Below are 12,061 nucleotides of genomic sequence, written 5' to 3' on the forward strand. Positions count from 1 at the left end.
GCGTTTTTTCATGAACCCATATACGACATTTATTGCTCTTCTAGTCGGAAGTCTTGTCCTCTTTGTCGGCATTCGCTTAAAAAAATGGCCAATCATTTTGGTTGCGATGCTCCCCCTTGGTCTCGTCGCATTTAATATGTTCTTACTCATCACGGGGCGCTAGGACATGTTCACTTGTCTTTTTGATACATCGATTTGATGAAGAAGGCACTCGGTAACAAAATGCCGATGGCGCCTTCGATGATGGCGAATAATCGGGTCAAACCAATCGGCAACAAATCACCAAATCCGATTGATAATAAAGTGACCCCGCTGAAATACAGGAGGTTTTCCCAAGTCGGTTCAACGGCATTCATGGATTCGAGTGAAGTCACAAGAATGACTGAATCACGAGACAAAGCATAATAAATCAATGTGAATCCTAACATGACACCAAGTAGGCTAACGAACAACTGAGCGAACAATCTCCCGTCAAATCCTGTTTGCTTGTACGTTTGACGTTTGAAAAACCAAAACACGTTCAAACTGATGAAGAGTAACGCAATGGTTAATAAAATCGTATTCAATCCGGACACATCCTTTTCATGTAAATGAGTTCATTTATCCATTCCCGAAGCGAAGAATGAAAAACAGAATCGGAAAAGGTTTGCAATTGATGAAAAGATTGATAGAATGTGGTCGAAGACGACTGAATTTCATAATGTTTGCCACTAGGGGAGTCGCGTCACGCGGCTGAGATGGACAAGGTCCAGACCCTTCGAACCTGATCTAGTTCACGCTAGCGTAGGGAAGTGGGCGAGACGACTCATATGGCTTCACCTAGATATGACAGTTCGAGACGCCGCTTCCGTTATGGGAGGCGGCGTCTTTTTATCTGTTATAAGGGGGAGTTATTATGAAATTTACAGATCACTTACGTCAGGAAGCAGATGGATTGTTTGAAGCAAGCTTTCATCATCCGTTCGTCCGTTCACTCGGAGAAGGAACGCTCGATGAGAAGAAGTTTAGACATTACGTCATGCAAGACTCGTATTACTTGAATCAATTCTCGAAAGTCCAGGCCAAAGGGGCGACGCTTGCCCCGACGATGGAACTATCGAGTCGCTTTTTGACACATGCCTTACACACGATTGAGGCGGAACTCTCACTTCATCGTGAGTTCTTTACGATGCTCAACGTGACGGATGTTGAACTGGCGACATTCGAGCCGGCACCGACCGCTTACGCGTATGCGCTTCATATGCAACAGGCGGGGCCGACTCTCGGTGACGTATTGGCGTCAATCCTTCCGTGTTATTGGGTGTATTACGAAATCGGTGAACGTTTAAAAGACAAACGACCCGATCATCCGATTTATTCAGCTTGGATTGCGACGTATGGTTCGGAGTGGTTCCGTGAGTTGGTGGAAGAACAGATTGATCGGTTGGATGAATTGGCTGGACAAGCGACAGAAGAAGAACGGCTTCGTTACACAAAACTCTTCTTGAAGAGTTGCTATTACGAAGTCGCCTTCTGGGAAATGGCATGGACGCTTGAATCTTGGACATTGTCTCAGGAGGTCAACCAATGAGACATGAGATTTGGAGCGAGATTCGAAAGCAGGCACCGTTGATCCACAACATCACAAACACGGTCGTCGCCAACTTTTCGGCGAATGGACTGCTCGCCATCGGTGCCTCTCCCGTCATGGCAGATGCGATTGAAGAAGTGGCAGAGATGACATTTGTGAGCGATGCGCTCGTGTTAAACATCGGAACACTCGGTACGATGACGGAGGCGACGATGATTCGTGCGGGGCAGGCGGCGAATGAAGCGGGATGTCCGGTCGTGCTCGATCCGGTCGGTGTCGGGGCGACGTCGTTCCGTCGGGATGTCGTCGAGCGAATCCTTCGCCACGTCCGTGTATCGGTCATTCGTGGGAATGCAGGAGAAATCGCGACATTGATTGGCGTTGATTGGACAGCACGAGGCGTGGATGCGGGTGACGGGGCGTATGAACCAAGCCAATTGGCACTCGAAGCGGCGAAACGATATGGATGTGTCGTGGCCGTGACCGGAAAAGAGGATATGGTCAGCGATGGAAGTGTCGTCATAGAAGTTCATGGTGGGACGAAACGGATGACTGATACGACCGGTACGGGATGCTTACTCAGTGCGGTCGTCGGAGCATGTCTAGCGGTCGAAAAGAATGCACTCAAGGCGACGGTGACAGCCGTATCAGGATATGCCTATTGCGGGGAGTTGGCGAGTGAACGGGCAGAAGGACCAGGAGATTTTCCGATTCACTTTTTAAATGCCCTCCATCAATTGACGCAATATACAATCCCGACGAATCGAATCGAGGTGTCGACCTCATGAGACCACAAGTATTGACGATTGCAGGATCTGATTCAGGGGGCGGAGCTGGTATTCAAGCCGACTTAAAAACGTTTCAAGAGCTCGGTGCGTTCGGGACAAGTGTACTTACCGCCATCACAGCCCAGAATACACTCGGCGTGCATGGAATTGAAGCGATTTCCCCGGAAATGATCACTCGGCAAATCGATGCAGTGGCCAATGACTTTCAGATTACAGCTTGTAAGACCGGCATGTTGGTAGATGCGGAGCGGATTGAAGCGGTAGCCGTAGCACTTGAACGTCATCGTTTCCAACACGTCGTCGTCGATCCCGTCATGGTAGCGAAAGGGGGCGCTTCTCTGTTGCAAGATAGCGCGGTCGAGGCACTTCGGACGAAGCTGTTGCCACATGCGACGGTCGTGACGCCAAATATCCCTGAAGCAGAGGTATTGGCCGGAATCGAGATTCGAACGGAGGCAGATCAGATGAAGGCCGCTCAATTGATTCGTGCACTCGGTGTCGATGTCGTCATCATCAAAGGTGGACATATGGGAGGTGTGAAGGCCGTCGATTTGATTGTGTCCGAATCTGAAGTGTTTCAAGTGAGCGCACCCCGCGTTCGGACGAAAGACACACATGGAACGGGATGTACGTTCTCTGCAGCTTTGATGGCTGAGCTGGCATACGGAAAGACACTTCGTCAAGCTGTCGTGGACGCGAAGCAATTTATCCATCAGGCGATCACGCATGGATTATCGATTGGACAGGGGCATGGACCGACAAATCATTGGGGACATCGTTTAGCGAAAGAAGAGGTGGTTACCGTTGACGTCATGTACGAAACAAGCGCTCGCTAAGCAACTTCGTCTTTATTTTGTGTGTGGGACGACGGATACATCTGATTTGGTGGGAACACTCGAAACGGCACTTCGATGTGGTGTGACATGTTTTCAATTTCGCGAAAAAGGTAAAGATGCATTGTATGGAGATGAAAAAGAAGCAATGGCGAAGGCGCTCCAACAGGTATGTCGACAATCGAATGTTCCATTCATCATCAATGACGATGTGGACTTGGCAATCTCGATTGATGCAGACGGTGTGCATGTCGGACAAGACGACTTGCCTGCCGAGTGGGTCCGTGCAAAGTTAGGACCTGACAAATGGTTAGGGGTGTCCGTCCATACGATGGAGGAAGTAAGTGCAGCTCTTCCATTCGCAGATTATGTCGGGATTGGTCCGATTCACGCGACGAAGAGCAAGTTAGACGCGGGACGTGTGCGCGGGACGGAACTGATTCAGCAGGTTCGTCAGCAATATCCGCGGCTTCCGATTGTGGGGATTGGAGGTATTCTTCCGGAGCATGTTCCTTCAATCATTTCTGACGGGGCAGACGGCGTTGCCGTCATCTCTGCCATTGCTTCTGCACCGGACGTAGCAACGGCTACCCGGCGTTTCGCTTGTCTCTGAATTTAATTCTTGAGGAGGAAGACAGATGAACGTATTTGTAATCGGTGCAAACGGCCAGATTGGCCATCAATTGGTGGAAAAGTTACACAATGAAGGAAAGCATCACGTCACGGCGATGGTGCGTAAAGAAGAACAACTCAATGACTTCAAGTCAAAAGGATACAACGCCGTACTCGGTGATCTCGAAGGTTCGGTAGAAGATTTAAAAAAAGCAATCGACGGGATGGATGTCATCGTGTTTGCAGCAGGTTCTGGTGGTAGCACTGGGGCAGACAAGACGCTTTTAATCGACCTAGACGGTGCAGCGAAGAGTATCGAAGCAGCACAAGCGAACGGGAACATTAAACACTTCGTCATGGTCAGCGCCTTGAAAGCTGAGGATCGCTCAGCTTGGCCAGATTCGATGAAGCCGTACTACGTAGCGAAGCATCATGCCGATCGCTTACTCGAACAGAGTGGACTCACATACACGATTGTTCGTCCGGGCGCGTTGACAGATGATGCGGGAACGGGCAAAGTGAACACGCAATTCGAAGGAAGTGGAGAGATTCCACGCGAAGACGTGGCATCATTCTTGGTGCACGTCCTTCATAACCATTCAAACGCACAGAACAAAGCAATCGATTTGATCAAAGGGGATACCCCAATCGAAGAAACGCTATAAGTATGTGACATCAAGAACGGGATGTGAACCATCCCGTTTTTTGTCGCGTTAAAGAGGGAAAAGAACGCAGAATAACGAAATAATAGAAGAATACGAACAGGTGAGGAGGTTCCGCATGACCGAGATGTTTATTTATCTGGCGGTCTATTTGTTACCGTCATTTTTGCTCGGCTTTTTAGCACTCGATGTCTTTCAACGAAATCCGAATAAAGTAGAGCATCGTTTGCTGAGCCTGTTTGTGTTCGGTTATTCGATGCTCTTCTTGGCTGAATTTGTCCGCCATCTTTCTCCGATTGAATACAGTCCGGCACTCATTGCGTATTGGTTTGGGAATGCCGGCATCTTCATCTTTATCTTTTCTGTTCATTTCATATTAAGTATCACAGGCGTCGGAGCAAAGGCACCGAAGTGGCTGTATCCTTGGGTCGTCTATTTGCCGCTGATTCCCGTCATATTGACGTATATCCGGCGAGAGAACATCATCAACAGTCAGCAGTTTGAGCAAGTGGGGATCTGGATTTATCCCGAGTTCAACGCTTCTTATTTGATTACACTGACCGTCGGGAACATCTTTCACATATTGATCATCGGTCTCATTTTTTATGCCCTCAAACGTGCAGAACGAAGAGAGCACCAACGCGTGTTGCGCATGCTTTTTTGGACGGCGAATGTCGTACTTGTGTGGGATATCGTGTTTGGCTACTTTCAATTCCGTGGGTTCCTTCCGCCGTACTCTTATATGTATGGAGGGCTCGTATGGGCAGTGGCGCTCGTCATCGCAATGAATCGTTTGGATTTCTTGACCTCTTACGTGAAGCGATACGGGACACTGTATAACTTGAATCCGTCTGCCATTCTTTTGATTGATCCCGATGGAAAAGTGGAAAGTGCGAATCCGGCCGCACGAACGCTATTTCATACAGTCCGTGTCGTAAATGAACGCTTTGTCGATTTATTACCGGAAAAGAAAAAGGCAGAGTGGATGGAACATTATCATCAACATTTCCAGACTCACAAAAAGTTTTTAGAGTTCGAGACGAAGATTATGACGAAATCCGGACAAGAGCGGTATGTCGTCATTGATGGGGACTTTGTTGATATCGATCGAACGATCCATGGAATGATTATCATTCGAGACGTTCATTCGTTCAAAGAAGCAGAGCAAACAATTCGCTTCTTTGCCTACCATGACCCACTGACGAAGTTGGCCAATCGACGTGCGTTTTATGAACGGGCAGATCACGAGCTGCTTCATGCATCGAGATTATCATTACTCATCATTGATTTGGACGGCTTCAAAGCGGTCAACGATACGTATGGACACCAAATTGGGGACCACTTCCTAACCCATTTAGGTGGACTATTGGAAATGTCGGCACGAGACGTTGGCTTGGCTTCCCGTGTCGGAGGCGATGAGTTCTACATCTATGTAATCGACTTAACGGAATCCGAAGTGCTTGCGTTTATTCATGAGCTCCAGATGACGTTGAACCGGAACCCTTATAGAACGTCGGATGTGACGATTCCGATTCGTGCAAGTATCGGGGGCAGTCATGCGCCGGATCAAGGGACGGACTTGGATACGCTGATTCATAAAGCGGACCAGGCGATGTATCAAATCAAGCAAGGCGGGAAAAATGATTATGCGATTTATGATGAGGCGTTACATGGTCCAAAATAACGGGAACATAGAAATGGTTAATCGTTGAGAGGAGGATGGAATATGTCAGAAAGACCGTTAGTAACGATGCGTGCCGAAGGAGATGCAGGAGGCGTCAAGACAACTGTACGTGTAGGAGAGCACACCCCTTTTATCGTGGATGAGCCAGAACGGCTCGGTGGAACGAACAAAGGACCGAACCCGCTTGAGTATCTTCTCGGTGCGTTATCGTCTTGTACGACCATCATGATTGCTTATGTCGCACAGGACTTGAACTTTGATTACGAGGGTGTCCATTTTGTGACGGAAGGGACACTCGATCCGAGAGGGTTCCAAGGGATGGAAGGTGTCCGAACTTACTTTGAGTCAGTTCAGATGAAGATCGTACTAGATACGACTGAATCGGATGAGCGAATTGCCGAATTACGAAAAGGCGTCGAGGCACGATGCCCGATTCATAATCTGATGCATGCAGCAGACGTGGCGATGACGGCAGAATGGACTCGGAAATAAAGATGGGGGCGACCTCATCTTTTTTACATAGTAATCGTGAAAAGAGTACGGAGGGAAGACGAATGCATCACCAACCGATGACGCGTGAATGGGCAAGTCAAATTCAAGAATGGACCTACGGAGCTCCTTATGATTTCTATAATCAGTCGCCTTCTGAAGAGGGGATTGACGAGTTGATGACGTATCAGGCGATGTTAGAGGATCATGAGCTGATTGGATTTTATTGCATCGGTGTTGCTGCGCAAGTGCCAAATTCGACATATCTGTATTCGTCAGACTTCACAGACATTGGGTTTGGGATGAGACCTGACTTGACGGGTAAAGGACGCGGACAATCGTTTGTGGAATACGTCATGGAGAGAGCGACGGAACGAGGGGAACCGCTCCGTCTAACTGTCGCCTCTTTCAACGAGCGTGCGATTCATCTATATGAAACGCTTGGATTTCATACCATCACAACGTTTGAGCGAAATGAGGTCCCGTTCCAAGTGATGATGCGCGATTAACCATATTGTTTCTGATGTGCCTTTTTACGTCGCAAATAATCCTCATCGGCACGGAGTTGATCCCAATACGTTTTGAAGATGCGGGCAGACTCTGCTTTTTCTTCGTCGATTTCGCGCTCGTGGATGTCACCATCTTCTTTATATTTACGACCACCTTTATAATTGGCGTAGCGTCGGGCTCGCGTGTAGCCCATTTGGATGAACTTTCGGGCCATGTCCATTCCGACGAAATCATCGTTTGCGCGATACGCTTCAAACAATTCCATGATTTCTTCAGCGGATTGCTTGGCGATCTCTGGCGTTTTAAATCGCCAATGGGGCAAAATCTCACTTTTATACGGTTCGACGAGTAGTACCCCTTGTTCACCACGCCCGACTCGGTATAGTTCGGGTTGTTTTCGGAAGTCGATTTCATCAAAATTTAAATCATAGTCAAATGGCATGTTTATTCCTCCTCGCCTAACGTTTTCCCATTAGGTCGAGGAAAGAAACAACTAGAAGGAAAAGGATGGGTTTGTATGATCAAGATGGAGACAGAACGATTGGTCTTAAGAGCATTTACGCTAGAGGACGCAGAGGATATGTATCGTTACGCCAAAGACGAACGTGTCGGACCGATGGCCGGTTGGGCGCCACATGAATCCGTTGAAGAGACGAAAGATGTCATTCGACTGTTTGTTGAGGAAAAAGACGTGTGGGCGATCGTGTTGAAAGAAACCGGGCAAGTGATTGGCAGCATCGGATTACACGACCGAAGACCGGACCCTACGATTCAACATGAGGCTCAACGTGAAATCGGTTATGTGCTCAGCCCCGATTATTGGGGGAACGGCTATGTGCCGGAAGCCGTTCAGGCGATGATTCGATTTGGATTCGAAGCATTAGGGCTAGAGCGGATTTGGTGCGGCTATTTCAGCTTCAATGACCAATCCCGACGCGTCGTTGAGAAATGTGGGTTCACCTATGCGTTCACGAAAACGCAAGAATTGACCCGACTCGATGGACGGACGGTAGAATGCCTCGTCTATGTACAACTCAATCCGACATTCTCTACACATTGAAGCGCTGTTTCAATGTGTTTTTTCGTGAAATCATAAAAACCCCTTGATATGTAACCGGTTACACATTAAGATGGTTTTGTAAGCGTTTCCAGAACGGAGGATGTCAAATGGCGACCATCAAACAAGTGGCAAAACATGCGAACGTTTCAGTGGCGACCGTATCACGCGTCATGAATAAGAGCGGATATGTAAGCGAAGAGGCGAAAGAGGCGGTCGAAAAGGCGATTGCAGAACTAAATTACGCGCCGAACCGAGTCGCTCGTTCGCTTTATAAAAAATCGTCGAACTTGATTGGACTCATCATGCCAGACATCACAAACCCGTTCTTTCCACAGCTAGCTCGGGCGATTGAGGATGTCGCCAATCAGCATGGGTATCAAGTCGTCTTATGCAACACAGACGAACAACTCGAAAAAGAGCAGACATATTTGGTCGCCTTGCAGACGATGCATGTCGATGGGCTGATCATCACGACAAACCATTCGCACAACCCGAATTACGAGACGTTGGATTTACCGATGGTCGCGCTCGACCGAATCGTGAAGGCTGGGATTGATGCCGTTGTATCGGATGGTTATGAGGGAGGAAAGTTGGCAGCCGATACGTTGTTACAACGCGGTGCGACACGTCTGGCTCATATTGCCGGACCTGATCATCTCAAGACGGTCAAGCGTCGGACCGAAGGATTTGTCGAAGTGGCAGGCGACAAGCTCGTCGGGATGACCGAGTCCACATTCACGTTCAAAGACGCCTTGAAAGCGTCCCAAGAGCTGTTCGATCATGCGTGGCCGTTCGATGGCATCTTCGCAGCAAACGATGTGATTGCAGCCGCCGTATTGCAGGAAGCAGTTCGTCGAAACATTCGTGTTCCGGAAGAACTACAGGTCATAGGATATGACGGGATCGAACTAGGCGAGATGACGTCTCCGCCGCTGACGACCATCGTTCAACCGATTTATGAGATGGGGCGAGTGGCGACAGAACGATTGCTCGATTTGATTGAGAAAAAAGATACACGACCGAAAGAAATGTTGTTACCGGTCACGTTACTTGAAAGACAAACGACAAAGCGGAAGGAGAAATAAAGAATGAAACGCATTGTTGTCATTGGCAGTATATCGATGGACCTTGTCGTCACGTCCGACAAACGTCCGCAAGCAGGGGAAACCGTCATCGGCGAGTCGTTCCGTACCGTTCCAGGGGGGAAAGGTGCGAACCAAGCGGTCGCTGCTTCTAAATTAGGAAGTGCCGTGCAGATGGTCGGTTGTGTAGGGAACGATCCGTTCGGTCAGCAGATTGTTGAGAACTTCAAACAGCATGGTGTCGATGTTGCGCACGTTCGGCTCATACCGAATGAAGTGACGGGGACAGCCCACATCGTATTGGCGGAAGCAGATAATTCGATTGTCGTCGTCCAATCGGCGAACAAGCAAGTCATCTTCACGGACGAGGAACTGGATCAGTTACTCGATGAGCAGTCGTTCGTACTCTTACAGCTCGAGATTCCAATCGAAACGGTCAAACAAGTGACCGCTTACTGTAAGGAGAAAGGGATTCCGGTGCTCCTCAATCCGGCACCGTCGCAATCGCTCCCGCCAGAAGTGATTGAAGACGTCACGTACTTGACGCCGAACGAACATGAGTGTCGGGATCTGTTTAAAGAATCGTCCGTGGACGAAGTGCTTGAACGATATCCGAACAAGTTACTCGTGACAGAAGGCGTCCGAGGTGTTCGATTCCATGACGGACGAGAAGTGAGGCATGTGCCAGCTATCCGAGCGAACGTCGTCGACACGACAGGAGCCGGTGACACGTTCAACGGTGCGCTCGCTGTCTCCCTCATCGAACAAGATGATTTGGAGACGGCCGTACGGTTTGCCGTGGTCGCATCCGGCATGAGCGTCGAAGGCTTTGGTGCACAAGGTGGTATGCCGACACGAGAAGATGTACAACAACGATTGGAGCGCGTGTGATGAAAAAACAAGGGATTTTAAACAGTCATCTAGCAAAAATCTTTGCCGATCTCGGGCATACGGATCGCATCGTCATCGCAGACTGCGGACTCCCGATTCCGGACGGGGTGAAGCGTGTCGACCTTAGCCTCCGAATCGGGGAACCTTCCTTTCTTGAAGTACTTGATGTCGTCGAATCGGATTTGGTCGTAGAGCGCATCACGATTGCCGAGGAAATCCTCACACACAACCCGACGATTGCAGATTCACTGAAAGAACGATACACAAGCATCGACATGTGTTCGCATGAAGACTTCAAACGGGAGGTCGCAAAAGCAAAAGTGGTCATTCGAACTGGGGAAGCGACACCTTACGCGAACGTCATCTTACACGCCGGGGTCATTTTTTAAGGGGGGATTTCGATGCACATTCAGTTGAAAGGCATCCATAAGTCGTTCGGTCCGGTCTCCGTCTTGAAAGGAGTCGACTTCGACCTGTTGCCTGGAGAGATTCATGCGCTCATGGGAGAAAACGGAGCGGGTAAGTCGACGTTGATGAAAGTAATGACCGGTCTTCACGCTCAAGATGAAGGAGACATCCTCATCGACGGGAAGAAACGTCAATTCAAACACCCAAAAGAAGCGGAGCAAGAAGGGATTGCCTTCATCCATCAGGAGCTCAACATTTTACCAGAGATGACGGTAACGGAAAACTTATTTTTAGGTCGAGAGCTGACGGGACCGTTCGGGATGGTCAAACAGCAGGAGATGACACGACGCGCTCGTGAATATTTGGCAGAATTGAACGTCTTCATGGATGTCGATGAAGTGGCACGCAACTTATCGGTCGGTCAGCAACAGATGATTGAGATTGCCAAGGCACTCATGACAGATGCGAAAGTCATCGTCATGGACGAACCGACGGCCGCCTTGACCGATCGCGAAATTCAGGCGCTCTTCGCCGTCTCACGTGCCTTACGAGATCAAGGTGTGTCCATCATCTATATCTCTCACCGCATGGAAGAAATTTTCGACTTGTGTGATCGGATCACCGTGCTTCGGGATGGACAGTCCATCTCGACCCGTATGATTTCGGACACTTCTTTTGAAGAAACCGTGCGCGATATGGTCGGACGTGAGATCGGTGAACGTTATCCGACGCGCACGGCGACGCTCGGGGAGGTCGTTCTCGAAGTAGATGATTTAATAGGTAACCGGTTCCACAACGTATCATTCAACGTTCGAGCTGGTGAAATCGTCGGATTCTCCGGATTGATGGGAGCAGGACGGACTGAAGTGATGCGTGCTTTGTTCGGAGCAGACACCCACAAAGGGGGAGTCATCAAGCTGAACGGGAAACCGATTCGAATCAAGACTCCGGCAGACGCCATCAAACATGGCATCGCCTTTTTAACAGAAGACCGAAAAGGCGAAGGCTTGCTTCTCGACTTCTCACTAAGAGAAAACTTATCACTCCCGACACTCGATAAACGGGCGAAAGGGTCAGTCATCTCGAAGCAACAGGAAGCGACGTTCGCTGAGACATACTTACAAAAACTGCGGGTCAAGCATCATTCGATGGAGCAAAAAGTGAAGTCGTTGTCCGGTGGGAACCAACAGAAGATTGTGCTCGGTAAATGGTTAGGTGTCGAGCCGGACGTCTTGATTTTGGATGAACCGACCCGTGGAGTCGACGTCGGTGCCAAGAAAGAAATTTACAATATCATGAGTGATCTTGCGGAGTCAGGTGTTGCCATCATCATGGTCTCCTCCGATTTACCGGAAGTGCTCGGGATGAGTGACCGAATCGTCGTCATGCGGGAAGGTGTTGTGACCGGAACGCTCACGAAAGAAGAGGCGACGCAAGAAAAAGTAATGACGTATGCGACAGGAGGGCAATGA

The 12,061-nt window shown here is 49.1% G+C and carries 16 protein-coding genes and 1 riboswitch; of the genes, 14 read left to right on the plus strand and 2 right to left on the minus strand.

Translation table 11 applies throughout. The annotated features are described in order from the left end of the window. The first annotated feature begins 10 nt into the window (after positions 1–10). Entirely contained in the window at positions 11–163 is a 153-nt protein-coding gene (locus ACQKD4_RS00350) for a hypothetical protein (protein WP_012727577.1), read from the plus strand. 7 nt (positions 164–170) lie between these two features. Here the strand turns inward: ACQKD4_RS00350 and ACQKD4_RS00355 are convergent, their stop codons facing one another. Beyond that, positions 171–575 (minus strand): ion channel, encoded by a 405-nt coding sequence (locus tag ACQKD4_RS00355; protein WP_274664709.1) that lies wholly within the window; start codon positions 573–575, stop codon positions 171–173. A 127-nt stretch (positions 576–702) separates the two neighbouring features. Further along, a riboswitch (TPP riboswitch) is annotated at positions 703–807 on the plus strand. Positions 808–895: 88 nt separating this feature from the next. Here ACQKD4_RS00355 and tenA point away from each other — a divergent pair. The 8 genes from tenA (at position 896) to ACQKD4_RS00395 (ending at position 7,147) form a co-directional block, all read left to right on the plus strand. After that, positions 896–1,570, plus strand: a complete 675-nt coding sequence (gene tenA / locus ACQKD4_RS00360; protein ID WP_012727575.1) for a thiaminase II — start codon at positions 896–898, stop codon at positions 1,568–1,570. After that, positions 1,567–2,358: a hydroxyethylthiazole kinase gene (gene thiM, locus ACQKD4_RS00365; RefSeq protein WP_427372078.1), complete on the plus strand. Its 792-nt coding sequence runs from the start codon at positions 1,567–1,569 to the stop codon at positions 2,356–2,358. The genes tenA and thiM overlap by 4 nt, the downstream gene beginning before the upstream one ends. Continuing rightward, a complete protein-coding gene (thiD, locus tag ACQKD4_RS00370) occupies positions 2,355–3,194 on the plus strand; it encodes a bifunctional hydroxymethylpyrimidine kinase/phosphomethylpyrimidine kinase (protein WP_427372079.1) in 840 nt (279 codons plus the stop codon). Before thiM ends, thiD begins: the two co-directional genes overlap by 4 nt. After that, positions 3,163–3,804, plus strand: a complete 642-nt coding sequence (gene thiE / locus ACQKD4_RS00375) for a thiamine phosphate synthase (RefSeq protein WP_427372080.1) — start codon at positions 3,163–3,165, stop codon at positions 3,802–3,804. Before thiD ends, thiE begins: the two co-directional genes overlap by 32 nt. A 25-nt stretch (positions 3,805–3,829) precedes the next feature. After that, positions 3,830–4,468: an SDR family oxidoreductase gene (locus ACQKD4_RS00380; protein ID WP_427372081.1), complete on the plus strand. Its 639-nt coding sequence runs from the start codon at positions 3,830–3,832 to the stop codon at positions 4,466–4,468. A 115-nt stretch (positions 4,469–4,583) separates the two neighbouring features. Continuing rightward, positions 4,584–6,149: a GGDEF domain-containing protein gene (locus tag ACQKD4_RS00385; RefSeq protein WP_427372082.1), complete on the plus strand. Its 1,566-nt coding sequence runs from the start codon at positions 4,584–4,586 to the stop codon at positions 6,147–6,149. 42 nt (positions 6,150–6,191) lie between these two features. Then, positions 6,192–6,641, plus strand: a complete 450-nt coding sequence (locus tag ACQKD4_RS00390) for an OsmC family protein (RefSeq protein WP_427372083.1) — start codon at positions 6,192–6,194, stop codon at positions 6,639–6,641. 62 nt (positions 6,642–6,703) lie between these two features. Continuing rightward, positions 6,704–7,147: a GNAT family N-acetyltransferase gene (locus tag ACQKD4_RS00395; RefSeq protein WP_427372084.1), complete on the plus strand. Its 444-nt coding sequence runs from the start codon at positions 6,704–6,706 to the stop codon at positions 7,145–7,147. Here ACQKD4_RS00395 and ACQKD4_RS00400 read toward each other — a convergent pair. Further along, positions 7,144–7,590 (minus strand): DUF4385 domain-containing protein, encoded by a 447-nt coding sequence (locus tag ACQKD4_RS00400; RefSeq protein WP_012727567.1) that lies wholly within the window; start codon positions 7,588–7,590, stop codon positions 7,144–7,146. The genes ACQKD4_RS00395 and ACQKD4_RS00400 overlap by 4 nt on opposite strands. Positions 7,591–7,665: 75 nt before the next feature. On the opposite strand from ACQKD4_RS00400, the gene ACQKD4_RS00405 reads away from it, so the two are divergent. The 5 genes from ACQKD4_RS00405 to ACQKD4_RS00425 all read left to right on the plus strand — a co-directional run bounded on the left by ACQKD4_RS00405 (position 7,666) and on the right by ACQKD4_RS00425 (position 12,061). Next, positions 7,666–8,208 carry a GNAT family N-acetyltransferase gene (locus ACQKD4_RS00405; RefSeq protein WP_214785082.1) on the plus strand — a complete coding sequence of 181 codons (543 nt, stop codon included), beginning with the start codon at positions 7,666–7,668 and terminating at the stop codon, positions 8,206–8,208. Between the two features lie 107 nt (positions 8,209–8,315). Next, positions 8,316–9,293 carry a LacI family DNA-binding transcriptional regulator gene (locus tag ACQKD4_RS00410; protein ID WP_427372085.1) on the plus strand — a complete coding sequence of 326 codons (978 nt, stop codon included), beginning with the start codon at positions 8,316–8,318 and terminating at the stop codon, positions 9,291–9,293. Positions 9,294–9,296: 3 nt separating this feature from the next. Further along, positions 9,297–10,181 (plus strand): ribokinase, encoded by an 885-nt coding sequence (gene rbsK / locus ACQKD4_RS00415; protein WP_427372086.1) that lies wholly within the window; start codon positions 9,297–9,299, stop codon positions 10,179–10,181. After that, on the plus strand, positions 10,181–10,570 hold the full coding sequence (gene rbsD / locus ACQKD4_RS00420; RefSeq protein ID WP_214694934.1) for a D-ribose pyranase: 390 nt from the start codon (positions 10,181–10,183) through the stop codon (positions 10,568–10,570). Before rbsK ends, rbsD begins: the two co-directional genes overlap by 1 nt. A gap of 12 nt (positions 10,571–10,582) precedes the next feature. After that, positions 10,583–12,061 (plus strand): sugar ABC transporter ATP-binding protein, encoded by a 1,479-nt coding sequence (locus ACQKD4_RS00425; protein ID WP_427372087.1) that lies wholly within the window; start codon positions 10,583–10,585, stop codon positions 12,059–12,061.

Origin of the sequence: Exiguobacterium sp. NPDC077395 (assembly GCF_050269125.1) — a bacterium.
Lineage (GTDB): Bacteria > Bacillota > Bacilli > Exiguobacteriales > Exiguobacteriaceae > Exiguobacterium > Exiguobacterium aestuarii_A.